The following is a 25,415-nucleotide window of genomic DNA, read 5'->3' as shown; positions in this document are numbered from 1 at the left end:
GGCTCTTCGAAATCAGCCTAACCCAACTGCGTTCACGCGACTTAGCGCACGGCGACGCGGAGGCGGTTGCGCCACGGATCCTCAAACCGGAGCTCGGCGCCGGTGTGGTGCGATTCGACTCCGGCGACCCTGAGGCGGTCGGCGAGGGCGCCGACGTCGTCACCGGACGGCACCTCGATGAGCACCTCGCCCAGCCCCAGCGTGTCCCGGCGCGGGCCGGCACCCCGGCTGTTCCAGACGTTCATGGCCATGTGGTGGTGGTAGCCGCCGGCCGACACAAAGAGAGCCTGACCGTGCCAGCCTGCGGTTTTTTCGAATCCCAGGGTGCCGACGTAGAACTCGTGGGCCGACTGGACGTCGCCCACCTGCAGGTGGACGTGCCCCACCCCCGCGTCGGTGCCGCGCTGGCCTTCCACGGACTGCTGCGTGAGGTGATCCTGCAGGTACTTCTGCGGCGGCAGCGCCAGGCTGTCCATGACCACGTTCTTGCCGTCCCAGGACCATGCCTCGCGCGGGCGATCCCAGTAGAGTTCGATCCCGTTGCCTTCCGGATCGGTGAAGTAGAACGCCTCGCTCACCAGGTGGTCGGCGCTGCCCACGAAGGACTGCGGCTCGTACTGGGCCGCGCTGGCAATGGTGGCGGCCAGCGAGGACTGGTCCTCGAACAGAAGCGCCGTGTGGAAGAGGCCGGCCTCACCGCGGCCGGGGATGTTCAGGCCCGGAGCGGGAGCGAGGTGCACCAGCGGCGTCTTGAGCCGGCCGAGGTAGAGGCCGCCGTCCTGCTCGGCGACGACGTCAAGGCCGAGGGCGCGCTGGTAGTAGTCGGTCATGAGCTTCATGTCGCCCACCTTGAGCATGACGGTGCCCATGGTGAGATCGGCAGGAAGCAAGTCCTGGCTGCTGTCTGCTGCTGTCATTGAATACTCCCGGATGTCCGGGCCACCGGATTTCGGCGGCCTCTACATCTCTAAATTACTTGAAGCTTCAATTTATTCCTAATGCACGATTTTTCCCCCGAGCACCACATTCGTGAGGCTCCTGATGGTCTCCGGCACGGTACGCGGGTCCTCCCGGCACACCACCACGTCGGCGTCCGCGCCTTCCGCCAGGCCCTCGGCCCCCAGCCAGCGGCGGGCACGCCAGCAGGCCGCGTCCAGCGCTGCCGCGGCCGGGAGCCCGGCGGTGTGGAGTTCGAGGATCTCGTCTGCGATGCGGCCGTGGCGGATCACGCTGCCGGCATCCGTTCCCGCATAGATTTCGACGCCGGCCTCGTAGGCTTCCAGGACACGCTCGCGACGGCGGGCCCACAGCGCGCGCATGTGCTCCGCATAGCGCGGGAACTTCTGCCCGGCCTGGCTGGCGATGTCCGGGAACGTGGCGATGTTGATGAGTGTCGGAACGATAGGCACCTGCTGCTCGACGAACCGCGGAATGTGCCGGGGCAGCAGCCCTGTGGCGTGCTCGATGCAGTCGATGCCGGCGTCCAGCATGTCGTCCAGGGTGTCCTCGCCGAAGCAGTGCGCCGTGACTCTGGCCCCCTCGTCGTGGGCTGCCCGGACGGCGTCCCGCACGGCCGCGGCAGGGAACGACGGCGCCAGGTCGCCTGCGGTCCGGTCGATCCAGTCCCCCACCAGCTTGACCCAGCCGTCACCTTCCCGGGCCTGCTTGCGCACCGCCTCCACGAGGCCCTCCGGCTCGACTTCCTCCGCAAAGTTCCTCAGGTACCGGCGGGACCTGGCCACATGCCGGCCGGCCCTGATGATCCGCGGCGTGTCGGCCCGCTGCTGCAGCCAGCGGGTGTCGCTGGCCGCTCCGGCGTCCCGGACCAGCAGCGTGCCGGCGTTGCGGTCCCTTATGGCCTGGTCATACGCCACGTCGTCGTCCACGGCACCACCCGGCCCCAGCCCGATGTGGCAGTGGGCATCGACGAAGCCGGGCAGGACCCAGCCGTCCACGACCGCGTCCGGCAACTGGTCCGGAGAACTGAACGTCAGCTTCCCGTCCACGGCCCAGAGCCCGCGGCGTTCCTCATCCGCCGCAGTGAGCACGGGTCCACTGAATTCGATGATGTGCGCCATGACACCAGCCTAAGGCGCAGCTGTGGTAGCTTCGTCTACGACCACACGGGTGCCCCTGCAGGGGCTGAGATCAGGCTGGTGCAGCCTGCGAACCGTTGAACCTGTCCGGGTAATGCCGGCGAAGGAAGTGAGCAGCAAATTGAGTACCCAGAAATCACAGCAGAGCCCTGCCCAAAACGGTTCCGCTACCGTAACGCAGTCGCTGAAATCCCATTCACTGGCTTATCTGGAGGGGGACGGCCTGCGGGTTCCGGTCACGGAAATCGCCCTGGAGCCTTCACCGAACGGTGAGCAGAACGAACCGCTGCGGGTTTACCGCACGGCGGGTCCCGGCAGCGACCCGGTGGTGGGCCTGGCCCCGTTCCGTGCGGAATGGATTGAGGCGCGGGCGGACACTGAGACGTACGACGGACGTGAACGGAACCTGCTCGACGACGGCAAGTCAGCCGTGCGCCGCGGCGCGGCTTCCGCCGAATGGAAGGGCGCCAGGCCGGTGCCCCGCCGTGCGGCGGAAGGCAAGACTGTGACGCAGATGCACTATGCCCGGCAGGGCGTCATCACCCCCGAGATGCGCTTTGTGGCCCTCCGCGAGAACTGCGATGTGGAACTGGTCCGCAGCGAACTCGCCGCCGGAAGGGCCATCATTCCCACCAACATCAACCACCCGGAATCCGAGCCGATGATCATCGGCAAGGCGTTCCTCGTGAAGATCAACGCCAACATCGGCAACTCGGCCGTCACCAGCTCCATAGCCGAGGAGGTGGACAAGCTGCAGTGGGCCACCCAGTGGGGCGCGGACACCGTGATGGACCTGTCCACGGGCGACGACATCCACACCACCCGTGAGTGGCTGATCCGCAACTCCCCCGTTCCCATCGGCACGGTCCCGATCTACCAGGCCCTGGAAAAGGTCAACGGCGAAGCGAACGCCCTGACCTGGGAAATCTTCCGCGACACCGTCATAGAGCAGTGCGAACAGGGTGTGGATTACATGACCATCCACGCCGGCGTGCTGCTGCGGTACGTCCCGCTCACGGCGAACCGCGTCACCGGCATTGTCTCCCGCGGCGGCTCGATCATGGCCGGCTGGTGCCTGGCCCACCACCAGGAAAACTTCCTGTACACCCACTTCGACGAACTGTGCGAGATCTTCGCGAAGTACGACGTTGCCTTCTCACTGGGTGACGGCCTCCGGCCGGGCGCGACGGCGGACGCCAACGACGCCGCGCAGTTCGCCGAACTGGACACCCTGGCTGAGCTGACCCAGCGGGCCTGGGAGTACGACGTCCAGGTCATGGTGGAAGGGCCGGGGCACATCCCGTTCCACCTGGTGCGCGAGAACGTTGAGCGCCAGCAGGAACTCTGCAAGGGTGCGCCCTTCTACACGCTCGGCCCGCTGGTCACGGACGTGGCCCCTGGCTACGACCACATCACCTCGGCCATCGGCGCGACCGAAATCGCCCGATACGGCACAGCCATGCTGTGCTACGTCACGCCCAAGGAACACCTGGGCCTGCCGAACAAGGACGATGTGAAGACCGGCGTCATCACCTACAAGATCGCCGCCCACGCTGCCGACCTTGCCAAGGGGCACCCCGGCGCGAACGAGCGGGACGATGCGCTGTCCAAGGCCCGGTTCGAGTTCCGCTGGCGCGACCAGTTCGCACTGTCCCTGGACCCGGTGACGGCCGAGTCCTTCCATGACGAGACGCTGCCCGCCGAGCCCGCCAAGACGGCGCACTTTTGTTCGATGTGCGGTCCCAAGTTCTGCTCCATGCGGATCAGCCAGGACATCCGGAACGAGTACGGCTCAGCCGAGGCGCAGGCCGCCCTCGCGGAAATGGCGGACGGCATGCGCGAGAAGAGCCAGGAGTTCCTGGCTGCAGGCGGAAAGGTATACCTGCCGGAACTGCGGCTTCCGGAGTCGGCCCGCAACTAACCGGCGTTCATGACCACGTCCGGCTGGCATTGGGGGCCGGCCGGAGGTGGGCGCGGGACGTTACTCAGGAGGCCGTGCCTTCAGGAGGCGCGGGGCTGCTCCCGGCGGCTGACCTCGGCGATGAATGACCTGATGAAGCGGTCACCCTCCGGTGAATCGTGGGGCCGGTGCCCTCCCGCAGCGATGCGGTGCAGGGCACCGGTCTCGCGCAGGTATCCCGCGATTTCCTCGTACAGCGGCTCCCAGCCGCCGGTGAGGACCAGGGTGGGAACACCGGGCACGATCTGCAGCGGCGCCTGCCACGGCGGTGCCTGCAGCCGCAGTCTCCTGGCCGCGCGCTTCGCCTCGGGGGTGCTGGGCTCCGGTGTGTCCGCGGCGAAGGCCCGGCGCAGGAACTCGCGCTCGTAATCGTCGTCGCCAAGCTGGTGCCGGACCTCAAACAGCGGCTCCATCAGGGCGCGGTGCGCGGCGGTGGCCGGCAATTCAGCGGTGAGCGACAGGCATGCCGGCTCCACGAGGGTTAGCGAGAAGACAAGGTCAGGGCGTTCGACGGCGGCCATCATCGCTGCGATGGCCCCCTGCGAATGCGCCACAACGTGACCCCCGGCGGCCCCGCGGCCGTCGTCGGCCAGGGACCGCAGCACAATGTGGGCGTCCTCCGCGAAGTCGGTTTCCAGCGGCTCTGCCTCGGCGTCAAAGCCGTGGCGCCGAAGAAACAGGGCGTCATACTGCAGGGCCATGCCGTGCTGGCGCGGCCACGCAACGGAGCCGAAGTTACCGGCACCGTGGACGAACACTACCCGCTGCTTAAACATGACCCAACCTTATGGCAGCGGTCTGACATCGGCGCCGGCCGACATGACCGTGCTCCTTATTTGCCGCCCATGAACTTGTCGAAGCCCTTGGGGAGGTTCAGCTGGGACGGATCAAAGTCGCCCGACTGCTGGCCGAAGGCTGCTCCGGTGGGCACCGCCTTGGCCCCGGCGGCCCGCCTGGCCTCCGCCTCGCGAAGCTCCTGCGCCGCCTTGGCAGGGTTGCCGGAACGCGCCTTCTTCTTGGGCGCGTTCTTGCCGCCGCCCTTGCGGGCACCGCCTGCCCCCATCCCGGGCATCCCGGGCATTCCCGGCATGCCGCCGCCCTGGGCCATCTTCTTCATCATCTTCTGGGCCTGGGCGAAGCGCTCCAGCAGCCCGTTGACCTCGGATACGTGCACGCCGGAGCCCCGGGCGATGCGGGCTCGGCGGGAGCCGTTGATGATCTTGGGAGCCACACGCTCGTGCGGGGTCATGGAGCGGACAATGGCCTCCACCCGGTCGATCTCGCGCTCATCGAACTGCTCCAGCTGCTGCCGGATGTTCTGCGCACCGGGCATCATCATGAGCATCTTCTTCATCGAGCCCATTTTGCGGATCTGCTGCATCTGGGCGAGGAAGTCGTCGAGCGTGAAGTCCTCCTGGTCGGCGAACTTCTTCGCCATCCGGGCGGCTTCGTCCTTGTCCCAGGACTTTTCAGCCTGCTCAATGAGGGACAGGACGTCACCCATGTCCAGGATGCGCGAGGCCATCCGGTCCGGGTGGAACAGTTCGAAGTCGTCGAGGCTTTCGCCGGTCGAGGCGAACATCACGGGCTTGCCGGTGACCGACGAAACGGACAGTGCGGCACCGCCGCGCGCGTCGCCGTCGAGCTTTGACAGCACGATGCCGGTGAAGTTCACGCCCTCATCGAAGGCGGTCGCCGTGTTGACGGCGTCCTGGCCGATCATGGAGTCGATCACGAAGAGGACTTCGTTGGGCACAATGGCGCGGCGGATCTGGCGCGCCTGCTCCATCATGTCGGCGTCGACGCCTAGACGGCCGGCGGTGTCCACGATGACGACGTCGTGCAGCTTCTGGCGTGCCTCCTCGACGCCGGCCCGCGCCACGGCGACGGGGTCGCCGGCCGGGTGCGCCAGTTCGGAGGTGGCGCCGGGGTGCGGAGCGAAGACGGGGGTCCCCGCGCGCTGGCCCACCACCTGCAGCTGAGTCACGGCATTGGGGCGCTGGAGGTCACAGGCGACGAGGAGGGGGCTGTGGCCCTGCGCCTTCATCCACTTGGCCAGCTTTCCGGCCAGGGTGGTCTTGCCGGCACCCTGGAGGCCGGCGAGCATGATGATGGTGGGGCCGGTCTTGGCCATCCGGATGCGCCGCGTCTCGCCGCCGAGGATCTCAACGAGTTCCTCGTTGACGATCTTCACGATCTGCTGGCTGGGGTTCAGGGCCCCGGAGACCTCGGCGCCAAGCGCGCGTTCACGGACCTGCCCGGTGAACTCGCGGACCACGGGCACGGCAACATCCGCGTCCAGCAGGGCGCGCCGGATCTCGCGGACTGTGGCGTCGACATCTGCCTCGGTGAGGCGGCCCTTGCCGCGAAGATTCTTGAAGGTTGCTGTCAACCGGTCAGAGAGTGAATTGAACACGCGCCGTGCACTTCTTTCAGTGGATGTACGAGACTCGACTATCTAGGGTATCAAGACACGCCTGCAAGGTGACATGCTGGCAGGGTGACGAGCCAAACGACTGTAAAAACCCTGCTCATCCTCGGTGCCTCCGGCGACCTCACCGGCCGGCTCCTCCTCCCCGGCCTGGCAAGGCTGGTGGCCAAGGGCCGGGCCCCCGGGCTGAGGCTCGCCGGGGCGGGTTCCAGCGACTGGACGCCCGGACAGTGGCTGGACCGCGTGAACACCGCTTTCGCTGACGCCGAGGCCCACGCCGACGCGGCGGGCAAGCTGGAACTGAAGCGCGTCCTCGAATCCACGAGCTACCACCAGGTCGACGTCACGGCCCCGGGGCTGCTGGCGGCCCTGCTGGCCCGGCTCGAGGCCCCGGTAGCCGTGTATTTCGCCCTCCCTCCGCAGATCAGCCAGAAAGCCTGTGAAGTCCTCCACCCGCACGACGTGCCGCCCGGAACCCGGCTGGTCGTGGAGAAACCGTTCGGCTTCAGCCTCGAGTCCGCGCGCCGGCTCAATGAAGTCCTCCGGACTCTGGTCCCCGAAGACCACATCCATCGGGTGGACCACTTCCTGGGCAAGGCCACCGTCCTGAACATCCTTGGCCTGCGGTTCGCCAACAATTTCCTGGAGCCGGTCTGGGGCCGCGACCACATCGCCAAGGTGGAGATCATCTTCGACGAGGACCTGGCACTGGAGGGCCGCGCCCGCTACTACGACGGCGCGGGTGCCCTGCGCGACATGATCCAGAGCCACCTGCTGCAGATCATGGCGCTGCTGGCCATCGAACCGCCGGCTACCATCGGCGAGCGCGACCTCCGCGACGCCATCGCCGCCGTCCTGCGGGCCAGCAGCATCAAGCCGCCCTACACGGACAGCACCCGGCGGGCGCGCTACCTGGCGGGAAGCCTCGGCGGCAAGGACGTCCCTGATTACACCGCGGAAGAGGGCGTGGACCCGGACCGGAACACCGAGACCCTGGCCGAGGTGCGCGTGGACATCGACAACTGGCGCTGGAAGGGTGTGCCGTTCATCCTCCGCTCCGGCAAGGCCCTCGGGACCAAGCGCAAGGAGGCGGTGGTTACCTTCCGGCCGGTTCCGCACCTGCCCGCCGGATTCACCGGCACAGACACGCCCAACACGCTCCGGATCGGCTTCGGCCCGGATACCCTGGAGCTCGACGTCGACGTCAACGGCCCCGGGGACATCTTCAGCCTGGACCGCGCCGCGCTCGTGGCCGAGCTCAACGCCTCCGAGCTGCTGCCGTACGGCGAAGTGCTGGAAGGCGTCCTGACCGGCGATCCCCTGCTGTCGGTCAGGGGCGACACCGCCGAGGAATGCTGGCGGATCGTGGAGCCGGTACTGGCTGCCTGGGCGGCCGGCAAGGTGCCGCTGGAGGAATACCGGGCCGGCTCCGGCGGCCCTGCACCCGAATAGGCTTCCCGCCGCAAAAACAGGCTTAACACGCAGCGAGGGCCGGTCACCATGTTGGTGACCGGCCCTCTCTGCGCGTTGGGCTGGTGGCCGGTGCTAGATGGCGGCTACGCCGCGTTCACCCGTCCGCACCCGCACTGCTTCGAAGACATCGACCGTCCAGACCTTGCCGTCGCCGGCCCGGCCCGTGTTGGAGCTGGCGATGATGACATCCAGGATGTCGTCAGCCTGTTCGTCCGTGGCGAGCACCTCAACGCGGATCTTGGGCAGCAGGTCCACGTTGTACTCGGCGCCGCGGTAGACCTCGGTGTAGCCGCGCTGCCGGCCGTAGCCGCTGGCTGCACTGACCGTGAGGCCCTGGACCCCGTAGGCCTCCAGGCCTTCGCGGATCGATTCGAGCTTCTCCGGACGAACGATTGCTGTGATCAGTTTCATGCCCCCACGCTTTCCTTACCTGTTGCTGCTGCTGTCTTCTTGCCGTCGCTGCCTGCGGGAACAGCGTCGGTGCCGCTGGTCTGCCCGCCGGTGATCAGCTCGTGCAGGGGCTGGAAGCTGCCGCCGTGGCCGCCGACGCCGAACTCATAGGCCGTTTCTGCGTGCAGGCTGAGGTCCACGCCCACGGCTTCCTGCTCCTGGGAGACCCGGAAGCCCATCGTCTTGTGGATGGCCACTGCGATAATCGCGGTCAGGACAGCCGAGTAGGCGATGGCGATGCCGGCTGCCGCCAGCTGGGCCCAGAGCTGGGTGAATCCGCCGCCGTAGAAGAGGCCGCCGCCGACGCCGTCGGCCGGAAGGGCGATGAAGCCGAGGGCAACGGTTCCGATGATGCCGGAGACGAGGTGGACGCCGACGACGTCCAGAGAGTCATCGAAGCCCCAGCGGAACTTGAGGCCGACAGCGAGGGCCGAGGCCACACCAGCGACAACGCCGAGTCCAAGGGCACCGACCGGGCTGACGTTTGCACAGGCCGGGGTGATGGCGACGAGGCCGGCAACCACACCGGAGGCAGCACCCAGCGAGGTGGGGTGGCCGTCACGGACGCGTTCGGTGACCAGCCAGCCGAGCATGGCCGCAGCCGGAGCAGCCAGGGTGTTGACCCAGATCAGGCCGCCCTGTTCGGCAGTGGTGGCGGCGCCGCCGTTGAAGCCAAACCAGCCGAACCACAGGATGGCTGCGCCGAGCATGACGAACGGGATGTTGTGCGGGCGGTGGTTCGGGTCCTTGCCGAAGCCCTTGCGGTTGCCGATGATGAGGACCAGGATCAGCGCGGCCACACCGGCGTTGATGTGGACCACGGTGCCGCCGGCGAAGTCGATCGCGGGGCCGAGAGCCTTGCCGATAGCACCCTCGGGGCCGAAGAGGCCGCCGCCCCAGACCATGTAGGCGAGGGGGCAGTACACCAGCGTGACCCAGACAGGCACGAAGACGCTCCAGGCGCCGAACTTGGCGCGGTCCGCGATGGCGCCGCTGATGAGGGCGACAGTGATGATCGCGAACGTGGCCGCGTAGCCGACCTTGATGAGGCCGTCAGGGGTGGTGATGCCCTCGAGGCCGAACGTGGCGAACGGGTTCCCGACAATCTGCAGGAATCCCTCTCCTGAGCTCATGGATGCGCCCCAGAGTACCCACACCACGCCGACCATGCCGATGGAGATGAAGCTCATCATCATCATGTTCAGTGCTGCCTTGGCGCGCGTCATGCCGCCGTAGAAAAATGCCAGACCTGGTGTCATGAACAGCACGAGTGCCGCCGCCACCATGAGCCATACGTGACCTGCGGTAAGTTCCATGGTGCACGTCCTCTCTTGATCGAATGCTGCGGAGTGATCCGCCTGCCCAACGCCTTTTGCGTCCTGGATCAAGTTTTGCCGCGGTGTGTTTCGCTGGCGGAGGATTTAGATTGCCGGCCTGTTACAACAACCTCCCTGACGTAAATGGTGCATATCCTGCTTGTTACGGATATGTTTCATCGCCCCAAAACGCCCGCCCTGCCTGTTTAGCAAGGATTCGCCGCTTCATGAGCCCACTCCCCCGTAATGCCGCGGGCAAACTACGTTTCAAGGCGGTCCGCCGCGCCGACGGCACGCCGCTGCCCCGTGACATCAAGGTGATGCTCGTCGCAGCCTTCCTGATTGCGCTGGGCTTTGGCCTCGTGGCGCCGGTGCTGCCGCAGTTCGCCACCACGTTTGACGTCGGCGCAACGGCCGCCGCTGTCATCGTCAGCATCTTTGCGCTCATGCGGCTGCTGTTCGCGCCCGCCGGCGGTGCCCTCATCGGCAGGCTCGGCGAACGTCCGGTCTACGTCGCCGGCCTGCTCATCGTGGCGGCGTCCACCGCGGCCTGCGCCTTCGCCCAGAACTACTGGCAGCTGCTGGTGTTCCGCGGGCTGGGCGGTGCCGGATCGGTCATGTTCACGGTGGCCTCGATGGCGCTGGTCATCAGGCTGGCGCCGCCGGAGAGCCGTGGCCGTGTGTCGGGCGCGTACGCGTCGGCGTTCCTGATCGGCAACGTCTGCGGGCCCATCGTCGGCGGCTTGCTGGCCGGTTTCGGTCTGCGCGTCCCGTTCCTGGCCTACGCGGGCGCTCTCGTCCTCGCGGCACTCGTGGTGCAGACGCAGCTCAGCCATGTTCCCGGCTCAGCTCGCGGCCAGGCAGCGGCTGCCCCGGCCATGAAACTCAGCGAGGCCTTCCGCGACAGTGCCTACCGGGCAGCCATGCTGTCCAGCTTCGCCAACGGCTGGGCAACTTTCGGCGTCCGCATGGCCACGGTGCCGCTGTTCGCCGTGACGGCCCTGAACTCCGGGCCCGGGGCGGCAGGCTGGGCGCTGGCAGTCTTCGCCGCCGGAAATGCCCTCGCCCTGACCGTGTCGGGCCGGCTGGCCGACAGCCTGGGCAGGAAGCCGATGATGGTGGCGGGGCTCGTGGTCACCGGCGCGGCGACAGCCGCGATTGGCCTGACGCAGGGGCTGGGGTGGTTCCTGGCCGCCTCGATGCTGGCGGGAGTGGGAGCGGGAATGCTCAATCCGGCGCAACAGGCGGCGGTTGCCGATGTGATCGGCCGCGAACGTTCCGGCGGACCTGTACTGGCGGCCTACCAGATGACGTCGGACATCGGTGCCATCCTTGGCCCGGTGCTCGTCGGTTTGCTGGCCGACCGGCTGGGTTACAGCTGGGCCTTCGCCGCCACGGGCGCCGTGCTCCTGGTCGCCGCGCTGGGCTGGCTGGCCGCGCGGGAGACGGTGCACCGCGAGCCCGCAGACGCCCCTTAAACGCATGTAGGTAGCAGCAGGGGGCGTTCCCAAGCCTGGGAACGCCCCCTGCTGCTACCTAGTTGGGAGAGCGACTAGTTGAGGAGGGCGTCGACGAAACCCTCGGTCTCGAATGGTGCGAGGTCGTCCGCGCCCTCGCCGAGGCCGATGAGCTTCACGGGTACTCCGAGGCTCTTCTGGATGGCGACGACGATGCCGCCCTTCGCGGTTCCGTCCAGCTTGGTCAGCACGATGCCGGTGATGTTGACGACCTCCGCGAAGACCCGCGCCTGGTTGAGCCCGTTCTGACCGGTGGTGGCGTCCAGCACCAGGAGGACCTCGTCCACCTCGGCCAGCTTCTCCACAACGCGCTTGACCTTGCCGAGCTCGTCCATCAGGCCGACCTTGTTCTGCAGGCGGCCGGCCGTGTCGATCATGACGACGTCGACTTCCTGGTCGATGCCTGCCTTGACGGCCTCGTACGCCACGGACGCCGGGTCCGCGCCGTCAATGTCGGATTTCACGGTGGGAACGCCCACGCGCTGTCCCCAGGTGGCCAACTGCTCCGCCGCGGCGGCACGGAAGGTGTCGGCCGCGCCGAGGATGACGTCCTTATCCTCAGCCACGAGCACGCGGGCCAGCTTGCCCACCGTGGTGGTCTTGCCTACGCCGTTAACGCCCACCACCATCATGACGGCTGGCCTGTCCGCGTGCCGGTCTACCCGCAGGCTCCGGTCCATGGACGGGTCCACGATCTTGATGAGCTCTTCGCGGAGCAGCGCCTTGACGTGCTCGGGGTCGCGCGTGCCCAGCACCTTTACGCGTTCGCGGAGCGCATCCACAAGCTGCATGGTCGGTTCGGTGCCAAGGTCGGCCAGGAGCAGGGTTTCCTCCACCTCATCCCAGACGTCCTCGTCGATCTTGTCGCTGGAGAGCAGTGCCAGCAGGCCCTTCCCGAGCACGTTGTTGGACTTGACCAGGCGTTCCCGGAGGCGGTTGAGCCGCCCCGCCACAGGCAGCGGCGTCTCCACTGGGATGGTTTCCAGGCCGGCCACGTCATCCGGGACGTCGGCTTCCAACCCTTCAAGGTCGACGGCGTCCGGCGCCCGACGGTCAGCAGGCGCAGCCGGCCGGTCCTCCAGGAGGGTTCCTCCGCCGCCGAGCGGCTCAACGGGGTCGTTGGCGTCCCGGGTGCCGAGGTATTGCGTGCGGGATTTCCGGGCCTTCATCAGCACCGGGACCAGCCCGCCGATCACTACCAGGGCAGCCAGAATGGGCAGAAGAATGGGGATAATGTCATTCACACCCCTAGCTTCTCACAAGCCACAGGTCCCTAGACGTCCGCTCCCAGCCGCTGGCTGATGACGGTGGACACGCCGTCGCCCCGCATGGTCACACCGTAGAGCGCATCGGCCACCTCCATGGTCCGCTTCTGGTGGGTGATCACGATCAGCTGGCTGGATTCGCGGAGTTCTTCGAAGATGGTAATGAGCCGGCCGAGGTTGGTGTCATCGAGGGCCGCCTCGACCTCGTCCATGACGTAGAACGGCGAGGGCCGGGCCTTGAAGATGGCCACGAGCAGGGCCACCGCGGTGAGCGACCTTTCGCCGCCGGACAGCAGGGACAGCCGCTTGATTTTCTTGCCCGCGGGCCTGGCCTCGACCTCGATGCCGGTGGTGAGCATGTCCGTGGGGTCGGTCAGGACCAGCCTTCCCTCCCCGCCCGGGAAGAGCCGGTCGAAGACCCGCACGAACTGGGCCGAGGTGTCCGCAAATGCCTCCGAGAAAACCTTCTGCACGCGGTCATCGACTTCTTTGATGATGTCCAGCAGATCCTTGCGGCTGGCCTTGAGGTCCTCCAGCTGGGTGCTGAGGAACTGGTGGCGTTCCTCCAAAGCGGCGAACTCCTCCAGCGCCAGGGGGTTGACCTTGCCCAGCGATGACAGGTCCCGTTCAGCCTTCCGAAGCCGCTTTTCCTGCTCCTCGCGGACGAACGGCACACCCTCCACCACCGGCTGGCCCTCGGCATCGACCGGCGCCCGCAGCGCCGCCCACTTGTCCGTGGAAACGGCGGCGGGCAGGGGCACCGGCCGGTCCGGCCCGTAGTCCGCCACGAGCTGGTCCGCCGTCAGCCCCAGCTCCTCGACCGACTTCGTTTCCAGCGCCTCAATCCGGAGCCGCTGCTGGGCACGCGCCAGCTCGTCGCGGTGCACCGAGTCGGTCAGTTCCGCCAGTTCGCGGGCCAGCGCGTCGTTGGCCGTGCGGATAGCGGCGAGTTCCCGGTCCCGCTGCTCCCGGACCTGCTCGGCAAGGTCCCGCTCCCGGCCGGCCAGCTCAACGGAAACGTCGCTGAACCGGATCAGGTGCTCCGCCGCGGCCGAGACTGCCGCCGCCCGCTTGGCCTGGATCCTTCGGCGGCGGGCCCGTTCCGCGGCCTGTTCGCGGGCCCGGCGTTCCGAGGCCGCAGCGCGTTCCAGCGAGGCGGCCCGGTTGCTGATGGCCGTGAGCTGCTCCTCCCGGCTGCGCAGGGACAGCCGGGCTTCCATTTCGGCCGAGCGTGCCTGGGATGCGGCCAGGGCCAGCGCGTCCCGCTGTTCCGTGGACGGTTCCTCCTCGGCGGGCGCGTCCTGGGCCGCCGCCAGCCGGGCTGTGACCGCCGTCAGCGTCTCCTGCTCGGCCACGATGTTTGCCTCCGCACGGGCCAGCGACGCTGCCAGCCGTTCGCTTTCACCGACGGCGCTGCGCAGGACCGAGTTGAGGTGGCCCAGCCGTTCGGCCACCGCTGCCAGCCGGGCATCCGATTCGTGCAGGCGCTCCAGCGCGGTGTCCGCGCGTTCCTGCGCCTCGGCACGCCGGGCCTCGGCGGCAGCCAGGGCAAAGCGGCCCTGTTCCAGCCCGGCCGTGACCGCCGTCAGGCGGGACGCGGCGTCGTCGACGGCGGCCTGCACCTCTAGCAGTGAGGGCGCCTTCGCAGAACCGCCGGTGACGGTCCATGCGGTGAAGACGTCGCCGGCGAGCGTCACGGCGGTAAGGTCGGGACGCCCGGCGACCAGCTCGGCCGCCGTGTCATGGTCGTCGACGACGGCGGTGGCAGCGAGCAGCGTACGCACGGCCGCCGCCGTGGTTCCCGAGGCCGTTACCAGGTCCGCCGCCGGGCGGGCCCCGGCTGGCAGGGCACCGCTTCCTTTAGCGGTTTTTCCCGCGGCAGCGGGCGCTCCTGCCGGAGGTGCTGCGGCCTCGAGCAGCAGCGTGGCACGGCCGGCGTCGTCCTCCCTGAGGAGGCGCACCAATTCTGCCGCCGTTCCAGCGTCCCGCACCACGATGGCATCCGAAGCGCTGCCCAGGGCCGCAGCGACGGCGGCCTCATAGCCCGGTTCAACAGTCAGTGCCGTCGCCAGGGGGCCGACGGTGCCAGCCACCCCGGCGCCGAGGACATGCTCGGAGCCGTCCTTGCGGTTGAGGCCCAACTGAAGGGCCTCGTGCCGTGCCTTCAGCGCGTCCCGTTCGCGGACGGCGTCGCGTTCTGCGCTTTTCAGTGAATCAATTTCCGCGAGGATGCCGTCGAGGGCGGCGCTGGCGTCCTCGTATTCGGCATCAAGGGTTTCCTCGCCGTCCTCGACCCCCGCCACCTGTGATTCCAGCGCGGTGAACTCGGACTGGGCATGCCGGCGGCGCTCATCGCCGGCGGCCAGGGATTCGCGGAGCCTGCCCACTTCGGCCTGGGCAGATTCCACCTTTGACCGCGCCGCGCCTACCTGGCCGGCCAGCCGCGCCAAGCCCTCACGCCGGTCTGCGGCCGCCCGCAGGGCGGCAGTGAGCCGCTTCTCCTCGGCAGTGGCCGCATCCTCGGCCGCTGACTTGGCGGCTGTGGCGGCCTCCAGCGCGGCGCGCCCCGCAAGGATGTCCTGCTCCAGCTCCGCCTGCTCGGCGCGGACGCGTGCGGCCTGCCGCTCCAGCTGGTCCGGGTCTCGGCCAGGCTCCGGCGCAGGATCCGCGGATCCCAGCAGGCGGCAGCGTTCCTGGGCCAAAGATGCGAGGGAGCGCAGCCGCTCGCGTCCAGCGGACAGCTGGTACCAGGTGTCCCGGGCGGCGTTCAGCTGCGGTGTCGCCTCCGCCGCAAGCTGTTCCAGCGAGGCCTGCCGCCGGCGGCCCTCCTCAAGCTGGGTTTCGACGACAGCGCGCCGCTCCTTGAGCGCTGACTCGTCGGCGATGTCCTGTGCAAGGGTGTTCTGGAGCTGGACCAGGTCATCTGCCAGCAGCCTGGCACGGGCGTCGCGGACCTCGAACTGGACAGTCTGCGCGCGCCGCGCCACCGCTGCCTGCTTGCCGAGCGGTGTCAGCTGCCGGCGGATTTCCCCGGTTAGGTCGCTGAGCCGCTGGAGGTTGGCCTGCATCGCCTCCAGCTTGCGGACGGTCTTCTCCTTGCGCCGCCGGTGTTTGAGGATGCCGGCGGCTTCTTCAATGAAGCCCCTGCGGTCCTCGGGAGTAGCGTGCAGGACCCGGTCCAGCTGCCCCTGCCCCACGATGACGTGCATTTCGCGGCCGAGTCCGGAGTCGGAGAGCAGTTCCTGGATGTCCAGGAGCCGGCACGCCGAGCCGTTGATGGCGTATTCGGAACCGCCGGTGCGGAAGAGCGTGCGCGAGATGGTGACTTCGCTGTACTCGATCGGCAGGGCGCCGTCGGCGTTGTCGATGGTGAGCGAGACGTGCGCGCGGCCCAGGGGCGGGCGGCCGGACGTGCCGGCAAAGATGACGTCCTCCATCTTGCCGCCGCGGAGGGTTTTGGCGCCCTGCTCCCCCATGACCCAGGCCAGGGCGTCCACGACGTTGGACTTGCCCGAACCGTTGGGCCCGACAACTGCCGTGACGCCAGGCTCAAAGTCGAACGTCGTGGCCGACGCAAACGACTTGAAGCCCCGGACGGTCAGACTTTTGAGGTGCAAGGTTTCAGATCTCCATAGGTGGCGGCAGCGGGTGCTGGTCCTTCACCAAATCTAGTGGCTAACGGGCTGGGAACCCCGGATTTGCGGCTGTTTTGGCCTTCCCAACCAAGGTGTCAATGCTCACCAGCGGCCGTTGCGGGGCCTCGGCTGGCACACAGGGCAGGTGTAGGAGGAACGGTTCATGAACTGCTCGCGCCGCATGATGCTGACGATCCCGGCGGCGGCACAGCGCCTGCATTCCTCACCCTCCCTGCCGTAGGCGTTGAGGGACCGCTCAAAGTAACCGGAGGCGCCATTGACGTTGACATATAGGGAATCGAAGCTGGTGCCGCCGGCAGCCAGGGCATCGGTCATCACGTCGCGGGCAGCGGCGAGGAGGCGTTCGGCGTCAGCCCGTCGGAGAGTGTCGGTGGGCCGCGCATAGTGCAGCTTTGCCCGCCACAGGGCCTCGTCCGCGTAGATGTTGCCGATCCCGGACACGAGCCCCTGGTCCAGCAGCGCGCGTTTCAGCCCGGTCTTCCGCTTCCGGAGGCGGCGGTAAAAGGTGTCAAAGGAAAAATGCGGGTCCAGGGGGTCACGCGCGATGTGCGAGGCTTCCTCCGCGATGACCGGCACCGGGTCCTCCGCGATCCCGCCGGGTCCGCCGTCGTCCGTGGGAACGAGAGTGGTGACGAACAGGCCGCCGAAGATCCGCTGGTCCACGAACCGCAGCTGATCCGGCATGGCTCCCTCCGGACTCAGCCGCAGCCGGACCTTCAAATGTTTCTCGTCCGGAACGGAGCTGTCCTGCATCAGGAGCTGACCGCTCATGCCGAGGTGGGCCATGAGCGCGACGCCGGGGACCCCGGAATCGCCGCTGCCGGTACTGCCGCGGGACACGCCATCCTCCTGCAGCGGCATCCAGAGGAACTTGCCCCGGCGGACGACATCGAGGACGATGGCTCCCTCAAGATTCCCGGCGAAATCCTCGGGCCCCAGCGCGTGCCGGCGCACGGATCTCGGGTCCACAACGTCGACGCCGGTGATGGTCCGGCCGCGGACCCAGTTGACCAGGCCGCGCCGGACCACCTCGACTTCGGGTAGTTCAGGCACCGGCGCTTAGCTGCCCGCGGCGGAATCCGAGGGAGCCGCCGCTGCGTCTGCCGGCGCAGGCTCCGCGCCAGAGACCTTGGAGTCCGCGCCCGACAGCTTCCGCCAGGCGTCCGCGGCAGCTTCCTGCTCGGCTTCCTTCTTGGAGTGGCCGGAGCCCTTTCCGTACGCGGTTCCGCCGATCTGGAGTTGCGCGACGAAGGTGCGCGCGTGGTCCGGGCCGGAGCCCTCAACGGCGTAGTAGATGCTGCCCAGCTGTCGTCCCGCGGCCAGCTCCTGGATGCTGGTTTTCCAGTCCGTGCCGGCGCCGAGGGCGGCGGCGTCCTTCAGGAGCGGCCCGATGAGGCGCATCACCAGCTGGCGGGCGGTCTCGATGTCGTTGGACACGTAGGTGGCGCCGATGAGGGCTTCCATGGTGTCAGCCAGAATCGAGGCCTTGTTCTTGCCTTCGGTGAGCTTCTCCCCCTGGCCAAGGTAAATGTAGTCCCCGATGCCCAGGCTGCGGCCGATGCCGGCGAGGGCGCGCGTGCTCACCACGGCCGACCGGCGCTTGGCCAGATCTCCCTCGGGGAGCGTCGGGTTGTCGCGGTACAGCGCATCGGTGACGGAGAAGCCCAGGATGGAGTCGCCCAGGAACTCAAGGCGCTCGTTGGTGGGTATGCCGCCGTTTTCGTAGGCGTAAGAACGGTGTGTCAGAGCAAGACGAAGCGTCCCGGCGTCAATGAAGACACCGAGACGCTTCAGAAGCTCTTCAGTTGAAGACATCCTGATCGACTTGTAGGCCGATTAGACGTCCGCGACCTTGCGGCCCTTGTACTCAAGGAACAGCGCAGTGCCAGCCGAGTCGGTGACGACCTTTGCCTGGTGCGGCAGGCTGTAGGTGACCTGTCCGTTCTCGACGGTCTTCACCAGGTGGGGGGCAGTTGCCTTCCACTGGGAACGACGGGCGCGGGTATTCGAGCGAGACATTTTCCGCTTGGGAACAGCCACGGCTAACTCATTTCTCTCTAGAAAAACACTTACAAATCAATTTTGCCGGTCAGGCTTAGCCAGATCAGCCAGGGCAGCCCAGCGAGGATCTACGACCTCGTGGTGGTGCCCCGGATCGTCTTCCAGGCGCGCCCCGCATTCGGAGCACAGACCCTGGCAGTCTTCCCGGCACACCGGCTGGAACGGCAGCGCGGTTACGACTGCGTCCCGCAACACCGGCTCAAGATCGATCAGATCGTGCTCGACTCGACGTTGCTCTTCATCGTCTTCTTCATCGGAAGGCAGGACGCCTTCGTAGAAGAAAAGCTCTTGCACATTGACCTCAAGGTCATACGCAAGGGGATCCAGGCATCGGCCGCACTCGCCCTTTACCTCGGCGAGGGCGGTTCCTGATACCAGAATTCCTTCGTGTACGGCCTCAAGCCTCAGGTCGAGCTCGATATCCGAGCCTTCCTGAACGCCAATGAGCGCCACGCCGAGATCTTTCGGCGCGGGTACATGTTCCGTCAGTGTACGCATGCTCCCCGGGCTGCGCCCGAGGTCCTTGACATCTAACATCAAGGGCGAACTTGCATCTCGCTTAATGAGAACTCCTGTTGAACATATGACCGACGTACCATCTTAGCCTGAACTCCCTGACGGACTCAAACCGGATGCCACGCCGGGGCACGCGGCCGGCGTGCACCGGAAACGTACCGGACAAGCCTACCCCCTTCAGGGCTGGCGGGCCTAAGGCGCGCCGCCAGCAAGAAGCCGTTTGAGCACGGATCTGGGAACGTACTCGGACACACTCCCGCCCAGGGTTGCCACTTCCTTGATCAGGGTGGATGACAGATGAAGGTAGTGCGCCTCTGCCGGAAGGAACACGGTCTCCACTCCGCTCAGCTGGCGGTTCATCGTGGCCATCGGAAGCTCGTAGTCAAAGTCCGACGACGACCGCAGCCCCTTTACGATAGCGGACACCCCGCGCTGCCGGCAGTACTCCGCCAGGAGCCCCTCTCCGACGGGTTCCACGACGATGCCGCGGAGGGAGGCCAGGGTCTCCCTGGCCATCTCAATCCGTTCCTCCAGCGGAAACCGGTACTTCTTGGCGTAGTTGGTGGACACGGCGACTATCACTTCATCAAACAGGCTCGCGGCTCTGGCGATGACCTCGAGGTGTCCATTGTGGATGGGGTCGAAGGAGCCTGGGCATACGGCGCGTCTCATGCTCCGAACCTACCGTATCCGCGGGCCGGGATACCATGACTGGGGCACGGCCGCGAAGGCGCCCGCGGCTGAAAAGAGTGCTGAACAGACAGGCAGGAAACCAATGACAGAAACACTTCCGGCTCCCTGGCAGCGTGCGGCCACCGGGGCGAACCTGCTGGCAAAGAACGGCGCTTTGGGCGTGACGATCTTTGAGGAGATCACCACGCTGGCCATGCAGACCGGCGCCATCAACCTGGGGCAGGGATTCCCTGACGAGGACGGGCCCGCGGAGATCAAGGCCGCCGCCCAGGCCGCGATCGCCGAAGGCTCCAACCAGTATGCGCCCGGCAAGGGGGTCCCCCAGCTCCGGAAGGCCGTGTCCGCACACCAGAAGCGGTTCTACGGGCTGGAGCCGGACCCGGACACTGAAATTATCGTCACCACCGGAGCCACCGAGGCAATCGCCGCGTCACTACTGGCATTGGTCGGCCCCGGCGATGAGGTCCTGACCTTCGAGCCGTTCTACGACTCCTACGGCGCGATCATCGGGCTCTCCGGCGCCACGCATGTCACCGCACCACTGCTGGCCCCCGATTTCCACCCCGATTCCGCAGCTCTCGAGGCGGCGTTCACCGACCGGACCAAAGTGGTGCTGCTGAACAACCCGCACAACCCGACCGGTGCGGTCTTCCCGCGCGAGGTGCTTCAGCGCGTCGTCGACCTTGCCCGGAAGCACAACGCGATCATCATCACGGACGAGGTTTACGAGCACCTCACGTTTGGCGTCAGCCACATTCCGGTGGCCACGCTGCCGGGGGCCGCCGACAGGACGGTCACCATTTCCTCGGCCGGCAAGACGTTTTCGTTTACGGGCTGGAAGGTCGGGTGGCTGACCGGCCCGGAGCACCTCGTAGCGGCGGTGCGGACCGTGAAGCAGTTCCTCACCTACAGTTCCGGTACGCCGTTCCAGAGCGCCATCGCCACCGGACTGGCGCTGCCCGACGAGTTTTACCAGGGCATCTCCACCACGTTGCGGAAGAAGCGCGACATCCTGAGCGAGGGGCTGCGGGCGGCCGGGCTGGAGGTGTTCACCCCCGAGGGCACCTACTTCGTCAACGTGGACACCTCGCCGCTGGGCATCCGGGACTCGGTGGACCTGGCCCGCCGCCTGCCCGCGCTGGTGGGAGTGGCGGCCATCCCGGTGCCCGTGTTCTGCCACCCCGAGGGCGCGGAACGGACCCGCAGCCTGCTGCGGTTCGCGTTCTGCAAGCGCAACGAAGTCCTCGAGGAGGCCGCCGCGCGCCTGGCGACCCTCCGGGACAGGCTCTGACCATGTCCGGCGGCGGCGCCCGGGCATCGCGCTTCCTGCGCGCCACCGGCCAGCACGCCGTCATCGAACCGGACACCTACAATGACGGCGGTTTCGTGCTCAGCATCGGCGGCGCCGAGCAGTCCCACGTGGACCTGGCCGACCCCGAGGACATCTTCTACGAATACCTGCGCCGCATCGGGCACATCGTGGACCTCGCCGCTCCGTGGGGTGAACCCATCCGTGCCCTGCATCTGGGAGCCGGCGCCCTGACCCTGGCACGGTATATCCAGGCGACGCGTCCCGGCTCCGTGCAGTACGCCGTGGAGCTGGAGCGGGAGCTGCTGGACTTCGTGCTGGAGCGGCTGCCGCTGCCAGACGGAACCGACCTGCACATGGTCATCGGCGACGCGCGTGCTGCCCTGGCCGAGCTGCCCCCGGACCTGCGTTTCGACGTCGTCATCCTGGACATCTTCTCCGGGCCGGAGGCCCCGGAGCACATCGCCTGCACCGGGTTCTACCAGGAGGCCGCGGCGCTCCTCTCGGAGCGGGGCGTGCTCATAGTAAATGTCGGCGACGAGCCGGGCCTAACGCTCGTCCGCAGCCAGGTGGCTGCGCTGCGGAGGGCCATGACCGACGTCGCAGCCTGCGCCGAGGCGGGCATGTTCACGGGCAAGTATCCCGGGAACATCATCCTTGCCGGCACCCGCAAGCCGTGGCCGCCCGAGTGGACCGCCGCGCTCACCGCCCGCGGCCCGCATCCGGCCAAAGTCCTGGCCGGCGTGGAACTTGACAGGTTGTCGGACTAGCTAGTCCTCGGCCTCCAGCGCGAGGTCCACATCCTGGCCGCTGGACGGTTCGGCATACCAAAGCCGAGTCTCGCCGTACTTCTTCTCGGCAAAGCGCTCCAGGCCTCCCGGCCAGCCCGGTTCGGTAGAGCGCGACGACCTTTCGACCACCACCACCGCTCCGTCGCTGAGGTGCGGCGCAAGCTTTTCCAGGACGGAGGCCAGCGCTGGCTCCTCGAGGGGGTAAGGCGGGTCCAGGAAGGCGACGTCCCATGCGGTGTCCCCGGCCGTGCGTTCCAGGAAGGATTCCACCTTGGAGCGGTGCACCGTGACGGCCTTGCGGCCCAGGACCCCGTTGATGAGGTCCGCGTTCCGCTGGCACACGGCGCTGGCCTTCGCGTCGAACTCCACGAGATCGACCGTTTCCGCGCCCCTGCTGGCGCTCTCCACCCCCAGCGCCCCGGATCCGGCGTACAGGTCCAGGACGCGGGCGCCGCCGAGCACGTTGAACGCGTCCAGCCGGGAAAACAGCGCCTCCTTGACCCGGTCCGTAGTGGGACGCGTCATTGAACCTGGCACGCTGGCCAGCGGGGTTCCGCCCGCGGCTCCGGCAACGATCCTGCTCATGCGCCGCCTCCCGCGTTGTCCCCTGCCTGCGGCAGTGCGGGTGGCAGGGGGATGGTGCTAGCCGCGTTCAAGGAACGCCTCCTTCTCCGGATTCAGGTACTCATCAATGGCCTCGGCCAGTGCCGCGTAGCCGGTCAGCGCAGGGTCTGTGCCCACAATCTTCTGGGCGTCCTGCCGGGCCCGGGCAATGATGTCCTCGTGCTCCAGGACGCGGAGCAACTTCAGCGTGGACCGGCCACCGGACTGCGAGGCGCCCAGGATGTCGCCCTCGCGGCGCAGCTTCAAGTCCTCCTGGGAAAGCTCGAACCCGTCGGTGGTGGCCGCGACGGCGTCCAGCCGGCGCCGGCTCGGGTGCCCCGGTTCGAGGGTGGTCACGAGCAGGCACGTGCCCGGCAGCCCTCCCCGGCCCACGCGCCCGCGAAGCTGGTGAAGCTGGGAGATGCCGAAACGGTCCGCGTCCAGGATGACCATCAGGGTGGCATTGTGCACGTCCACGCCCACCTCGATGACGGTGGTGGATACCAGCAACTTGGTTTTGTTGACCGTGAAGGAGGCCATGGTCTCTGACTTCAGCACCGGGTCCTGGCGCCCGTGGAGCGGCGCCAGCGCCACACCGGCCAGGGCCGGTTCTTCCTTGAGGTGTTCGACGACGGCGGTCACGGAGGCCAGTTCGCGTGCGGCGCCGTCCCCCTCCAGTTCCCCGGGGTCCGGTTCCGCTTCACCGGGAGTGAAGTCGCCGTCGTCGTCCGCCCCGATCTTGGGGCACACGACGTAGACCTGGTGGCCGGACTCGATCTCTTCTCGGGAGCGGGACCAGATGCGGCCCGCCCAGGCGGGGTTTTCCGCGAGGCCCACCACGTGTGTTGTGATGGGCGCCCGGCCCGCGGGCAGTTCGTCAAGCACTGACGTTTCAAGGTCGCCGAACACCGTCATGGCCACGGTCCTGGGGATCGGGGTCGCGGTCATGACCAGCAGGTGCGGCGGCTTGCTGGCCTTGGCACGCAGGGCATCACGCTGTTCCACGCCGAAGCGGTGCTGCTCATCCACCACGATGAGGCCCAGGTCAAAGAAGGTGACGTTGTCGCTCAACAGCGCGTGGGTTCCGATGACGATCCCGGCTGTACCGGAGGCGGCGTCAAGCAGGGCCTGCTTACGAGCGGCAGTGGGCATGGAGCCGGTAAGCAGGCTGACCTGCACAGTGTGGTCGCCCAGCCCGCCCAGGAGCCCGTCGCGGGACAGCTCGCCAAGTGTCCGCCGGATGGAATCGAAGTGCTGTGCCGCCAACACTTCCGTGGGCGCCAGCAGCGCTGCCTGTCCCCCGGCGTCCACCACCTGCAGCATGGCCCGCAGCGCCACAATGGTTTTGCCGGAGCCGACCTCGCCCTGCAGCAGCCTGTTCATGGGCCAGTCCTGCGACAGTTCCGACGAGAGGGTCTTGCCGACGGCGGACTGCCCCGCGGTCAGGGTGAACGGCAGCTGGCGGTCGAAGGCTGCGAGCAGTCCCTCCGGCACGGGACGCCGGGCGGTGGCCTCCTCCGAAGCGAGCTGGGCCCGGCGCCGGGCCAAAGCCGACTGGAGGACCAGGGCTTCCTGGTAGCGGAACCGGTCCCTGGCCTTGCGCCAGTCCTGTGCGGTCTCCGGGGCGTGGATGAGCCGGTAGGCCTCCGGCACCGGAAGGAATTTTTCCCGTGCGGATATGGCTGCCGGAACCGGATCCGGCAAGACGTCCAGGTCCGCGGTTTCCAGCAGGGCTTTCACGACCTTCTCAATGGACCAACTGGTGAGGCCTGCGGTGGCCGGGTAAATCGGGATGGGCATGGCCGCGAGCTTTTCCGGGTCCATGTCCGGGACCTCCGGGTCCTTGTCCAACAGCTGGTAGTTCGGGTTGGTCAGCCCCAGTGAACCTTGGTAGCGGGTCACCTTCCCCGAGAACATGACCCGCCGGCCGGGATGCAGCTCGGCCCTCGCTAGACGGCCGTTGAAGAAACTGATCTTCAGTGTGCCCGTTCCCGCGTCATCGGTAACAACGACGTCGGTGATGGAGCCTTTCCGCGCGCGCATCTGCCGGGTGCTGTTGGAGACGACGCGGGCGATCAGGGTCGCTTCCTCATCGAACGGAAGTTCGCTGATGCGCGTCAGTTCACCGCGGTCAATGTAGCGGCGCGGGAAATGGTTGAGCAGGCCGCCGACGGTGGTGATGCCCAGGTGCTTCTCGATCGCGGCCGCGGAGCGCTTGCCGACCCGGCGCTCCAGGCCGAGTTCCAGTTCGGCGTTCATCGTCCCTCTGCGCTCACTTCTCCCGACGGATCCCGGGGCAAGGCGAGTTCGCTGACGGAGACTTCCGCCGGATCGCCCAGCGACCTGATCACGCCGAGGGCCGGAGCCGGGTCAGGGACGTGCACGTGAACCCGCCACCGGTACCGGCCATCGGCATCGGCGGAAGGCCCAACCTGGCTCATGATCACTGAGTCGCCGAGCTCATCCAGGCGCTGCCGCAGCGTGGCAGCGTCCAGCGGAGACAGGCTGATGGTGCACATGACCTCCACGCCGTCGTCATCCGGCATGCCGGTGTGGATGTGGGGGTCCTGGAGGTCGTACCCGTGCAGGCCGTCCAGCAGCTCGCTGCGGAGCTCCTCGCCGAGCACCGCCGAGCGGAGGCAATCCAAAATCAACAGCATGCCCACGCCGCCGGCATCCACCACGTGCGCGGCCTGCAAAGCATCGAGCTGCCCCTCCGTGCGGACCACGGCCTCGAGGGCGGCCTCCACGGCCGCATCCAGGACCAGCCCCAGGGCGTGGTTGCTGTCGTTGCCGTTCTGGCCGGCGTCGACGGCGGCCGCGGCCCGGCCCGCCGCCTCCATGACGGACAGCATTGTGCCCGGCACGGGGTCGCTCAACGCGGACCAGGCCCTGATCTGCGCGCGGTTGAGGGCTGCGGCGAGCAGCGACGAGGTGAGCCTGGCATGCCCGGCCAGCGGTTCGGCCGCGGCGCACAGGAATACGGAGAACAGGGTGCCGGAGTTCCCTTTGGCCTGCTCCATTGCCGCCTGGCCAGCACGCGAAAGGACGGCGCCCACGTCATTGAGCTTTGCCAGGTGCCCCGCCTGCTCCGGCGCCTGCATCGGGCCGGCGTCCGCGGGGACGGCCTCCTGCAGCGCCCGGTGCGCGGCACGGACCGTGAGGTACAGGTTGGTACCGGTGTCGCCGTCGGCTACCGGGAAGATATTGATGGCGTTCAGGCGGTCGCTGTGGTTGCCCAGGGCGGTTTCGGCCTTGCCCAACCACCGCTTCATCGC

The 25,415-nt window shown here is 67.6% G+C and carries 21 protein-coding genes and 1 riboswitch; of the genes, 5 read left to right on the top strand and 16 right to left on the bottom strand.

The window, feature by feature from the left end:
* Positions 1-41: 41 nt before the first annotated feature.
* Entirely contained in the window at positions 42-917 is an 876-nt protein-coding gene (locus DBZ45_RS22455) for a VOC family protein (protein WP_111905990.1), read from the bottom strand.
* Positions 918-995: 78 nt separating this feature from the next.
* The gene (locus DBZ45_RS22450) at positions 996-2,078 is read right to left on the bottom strand and encodes an amidohydrolase family protein (RefSeq protein WP_111905989.1); all 1,083 of its coding nucleotides are present in this window, start codon (positions 2,076-2,078) and stop codon (positions 996-998) included.
* 36 nt (positions 2,079-2,114) lie between these two features.
* Positions 2,115-2,223, top strand: a riboswitch (TPP riboswitch).
* On the opposite strand from DBZ45_RS22450, the gene thiC reads away from it, so the two are divergent.
* Positions 2,218-4,017, top strand: a complete 1,800-nt coding sequence (gene thiC, locus DBZ45_RS22445; protein ID WP_111906037.1) for a phosphomethylpyrimidine synthase ThiC — start codon at positions 2,218-2,220, stop codon at positions 4,015-4,017. It overlaps the preceding riboswitch by 6 nt.
* A gap of 80 nt (positions 4,018-4,097) precedes the next feature.
* Here thiC and DBZ45_RS22440 read toward each other — a convergent pair whose 3' ends face one another.
* On the bottom strand, positions 4,098-4,832 hold the full coding sequence (locus DBZ45_RS22440; protein ID WP_111905988.1) for an alpha/beta fold hydrolase: 735 nt from the start codon (positions 4,830-4,832) through the stop codon (positions 4,098-4,100).
* A gap of 56 nt (positions 4,833-4,888) precedes the next feature.
* The gene (gene ffh, locus DBZ45_RS22435; RefSeq protein WP_111905987.1) at positions 4,889-6,472 is read right to left on the bottom strand and encodes a signal recognition particle protein; all 1,584 of its coding nucleotides are present in this window, start codon (positions 6,470-6,472) and stop codon (positions 4,889-4,891) included.
* Positions 6,473-6,556: 84 nt separating this feature from the next.
* Here ffh and DBZ45_RS22430 point away from each other — a divergent pair, with 84 nt between their 5' ends.
* Positions 6,557-7,939, top strand: coding sequence for a glucose-6-phosphate dehydrogenase (locus tag DBZ45_RS22430; RefSeq protein ID WP_111905986.1), 1,383 nt, complete (start codon positions 6,557-6,559; stop codon positions 7,937-7,939).
* Between the two features lie 93 nt (positions 7,940-8,032).
* On the opposite strand, the gene DBZ45_RS22425 is transcribed toward DBZ45_RS22430, so the two are convergent.
* Together DBZ45_RS22425 and DBZ45_RS22420 are read right to left on the bottom strand one after the other, a co-directional pair.
* Complete coding sequence (locus tag DBZ45_RS22425) at positions 8,033-8,371, bottom strand: P-II family nitrogen regulator (RefSeq protein WP_003806050.1); 339 nt, start codon at positions 8,369-8,371, stop codon at positions 8,033-8,035.
* A complete protein-coding gene (locus tag DBZ45_RS22420; protein ID WP_111905985.1) occupies positions 8,368-9,726 on the bottom strand; it encodes an ammonium transporter in 1,359 nt (452 codons plus the stop codon). The genes DBZ45_RS22425 and DBZ45_RS22420 overlap by 4 nt, the downstream gene beginning before the upstream one ends.
* A 227-nt stretch (positions 9,727-9,953) precedes the next feature.
* On the opposite strand from DBZ45_RS22420, the gene DBZ45_RS22415 reads away from it, so the two are divergent.
* A complete protein-coding gene (locus DBZ45_RS22415) occupies positions 9,954-11,204 on the top strand; it encodes an MFS transporter (RefSeq protein ID WP_440130547.1) in 1,251 nt (416 codons plus the stop codon).
* 74 nt (positions 11,205-11,278) lie between these two features.
* On the opposite strand, the gene ftsY is transcribed toward DBZ45_RS22415, so the two are convergent.
* The 7 genes from ftsY to coaD all read right to left on the bottom strand — a co-directional run bounded on the left by ftsY (position 11,279) and on the right by coaD (position 19,413).
* The gene (ftsY, locus tag DBZ45_RS22410; RefSeq protein ID WP_111905984.1) at positions 11,279-12,487 is read right to left on the bottom strand and encodes a signal recognition particle-docking protein FtsY; all 1,209 of its coding nucleotides are present in this window, start codon (positions 12,485-12,487) and stop codon (positions 11,279-11,281) included.
* A gap of 29 nt (positions 12,488-12,516) precedes the next feature.
* Complete coding sequence (smc, locus tag DBZ45_RS22405) at positions 12,517-16,125, bottom strand: chromosome segregation protein SMC (protein WP_190243227.1); 3,609 nt, start codon at positions 16,123-16,125, stop codon at positions 12,517-12,519.
* A 120-nt stretch (positions 16,126-16,245) separates the two neighbouring features.
* A complete protein-coding gene (mutM, locus tag DBZ45_RS22400) occupies positions 16,246-17,217 on the bottom strand; it encodes a bifunctional DNA-formamidopyrimidine glycosylase/DNA-(apurinic or apyrimidinic site) lyase (protein WP_111905983.1) in 972 nt (323 codons plus the stop codon).
* Positions 17,218-17,223: 6 nt separating this feature from the next.
* Positions 17,224-17,979, bottom strand: a complete 756-nt coding sequence (rnc, locus tag DBZ45_RS22395; RefSeq protein ID WP_111905982.1) for a ribonuclease III — start codon at positions 17,977-17,979, stop codon at positions 17,224-17,226.
* Positions 17,980-18,000: 21 nt separating this feature from the next.
* On the bottom strand, positions 18,001-18,204 hold the full coding sequence (gene rpmF, locus DBZ45_RS22390; protein ID WP_009356569.1) for a 50S ribosomal protein L32: 204 nt from the start codon (positions 18,202-18,204) through the stop codon (positions 18,001-18,003).
* A 36-nt stretch (positions 18,205-18,240) separates the two neighbouring features.
* Entirely contained in the window at positions 18,241-18,765 is a 525-nt protein-coding gene (locus DBZ45_RS22385; protein WP_111905981.1) for a YceD family protein, read from the bottom strand.
* A 168-nt stretch (positions 18,766-18,933) separates the two neighbouring features.
* Positions 18,934-19,413: a pantetheine-phosphate adenylyltransferase gene (coaD, locus tag DBZ45_RS22380; RefSeq protein WP_102972153.1), complete on the bottom strand. Its 480-nt coding sequence runs from the start codon at positions 19,411-19,413 to the stop codon at positions 18,934-18,936.
* A 103-nt stretch (positions 19,414-19,516) separates the two neighbouring features.
* Here coaD and DBZ45_RS22375 point away from each other — a divergent pair, with 103 nt between their 5' ends.
* Both DBZ45_RS22375 and DBZ45_RS22370 read left to right on the top strand, forming a co-directional pair.
* Positions 19,517-20,725, top strand: a complete 1,209-nt coding sequence (locus DBZ45_RS22375) for an aminotransferase class I/II-fold pyridoxal phosphate-dependent enzyme (RefSeq protein WP_190243226.1) — start codon at positions 19,517-19,519, stop codon at positions 20,723-20,725.
* A gap of 2 nt (positions 20,726-20,727) precedes the next feature.
* Positions 20,728-21,513 (top strand): spermidine synthase, encoded by a 786-nt coding sequence (locus tag DBZ45_RS22370; RefSeq protein ID WP_190243225.1) that lies wholly within the window; start codon positions 20,728-20,730, stop codon positions 21,511-21,513.
* Here the strand turns inward: DBZ45_RS22370 and rsmD are convergent, their stop codons facing one another.
* The 3 genes from rsmD to DBZ45_RS22355 are packed head-to-tail and all read right to left on the bottom strand — an operon-like array spanning position 21,514 to position 25,412.
* Positions 21,514-22,119: a 16S rRNA (guanine(966)-N(2))-methyltransferase RsmD gene (gene rsmD / locus DBZ45_RS22365; RefSeq protein WP_111905979.1), complete on the bottom strand. Its 606-nt coding sequence runs from the start codon at positions 22,117-22,119 to the stop codon at positions 21,514-21,516.
* Between the two features lie 57 nt (positions 22,120-22,176).
* A complete protein-coding gene (locus DBZ45_RS22360; RefSeq protein WP_111905978.1) occupies positions 22,177-24,396 on the bottom strand; it encodes an ATP-dependent DNA helicase RecG in 2,220 nt (739 codons plus the stop codon).
* Positions 24,393-25,412, bottom strand: coding sequence for a DAK2 domain-containing protein (locus DBZ45_RS22355; protein WP_111905977.1), 1,020 nt, complete (start codon positions 25,410-25,412; stop codon positions 24,393-24,395). Before DBZ45_RS22355 ends, DBZ45_RS22360 begins: the two co-directional genes overlap by 4 nt.
* Positions 25,413-25,415: the final 3 nt, after the last annotated feature.

It is taken from the genome of Arthrobacter globiformis (genome assembly GCF_003261175.1).
Taxonomy (GTDB): Bacteria; Actinomycetota; Actinomycetes; order Actinomycetales; family Micrococcaceae; genus Arthrobacter; species Arthrobacter globiformis_A.
The sequence above is the reverse complement of the archived record's forward strand: the minus strand, read 5'-3'. Positions and strand labels throughout refer to the sequence as shown.

Coding starts and splice junctions, on each gene's coding strand:
- DBZ45_RS22425 (WP_003806050.1), bottom strand. CDS start 8,371: ATGAAACTGATCACAGCAATCGTTCGTCCGGAGAAGCTCGAATCGATC.
- DBZ45_RS22375 (WP_190243226.1), top strand. CDS start 19,517: ATGACAGAAACACTTCCGGCTCCCTGGCAGCGTGCGGCCACCGGGGCG.
- rsmD (WP_111905979.1), bottom strand. CDS start 22,119: ATGAGCAGGATCGTTGCCGGAGCCGCGGGCGGAACCCCGCTGGCCAGC.
- DBZ45_RS22450 (WP_111905989.1), bottom strand. CDS start 2,078: ATGGCGCACATCATCGAATTCAGTGGACCCGTGCTCACTGCGGCGGAT.
- DBZ45_RS22360 (WP_111905978.1), bottom strand. CDS start 24,396: ATGAACGCCGAACTGGAACTCGGCCTGGAGCGCCGGGTCGGCAAGCGC.
- DBZ45_RS22415 (WP_440130547.1), top strand. CDS start 9,954: ATGAGCCCACTCCCCCGTAATGCCGCGGGCAAACTACGTTTCAAGGCG.
- DBZ45_RS22455 (WP_111905990.1), bottom strand. CDS start 917: ATGACAGCAGCAGACAGCAGCCAGGACTTGCTTCCTGCCGATCTCACC.
- DBZ45_RS22370 (WP_190243225.1), top strand. CDS start 20,728: ATGTCCGGCGGCGGCGCCCGGGCATCGCGCTTCCTGCGCGCCACCGGC.
- rnc (WP_111905982.1), bottom strand. CDS start 17,979: ATGTCTTCAACTGAAGAGCTTCTGAAGCGTCTCGGTGTCTTCATTGAC.
- coaD (WP_102972153.1), bottom strand. CDS start 19,413: ATGAGACGCGCCGTATGCCCAGGCTCCTTCGACCCCATCCACAATGGA.
- DBZ45_RS22420 (WP_111905985.1), bottom strand. CDS start 9,726: ATGGAACTTACCGCAGGTCACGTATGGCTCATGGTGGCGGCGGCACTC.
- DBZ45_RS22355 (WP_111905977.1), bottom strand. CDS start 25,412: ATGAAGCGGTGGTTGGGCAAGGCCGAAACCGCCCTGGGCAACCACAGC.
- DBZ45_RS22440 (WP_111905988.1), bottom strand. CDS start 4,832: ATGTTTAAGCAGCGGGTAGTGTTCGTCCACGGTGCCGGTAACTTCGGC.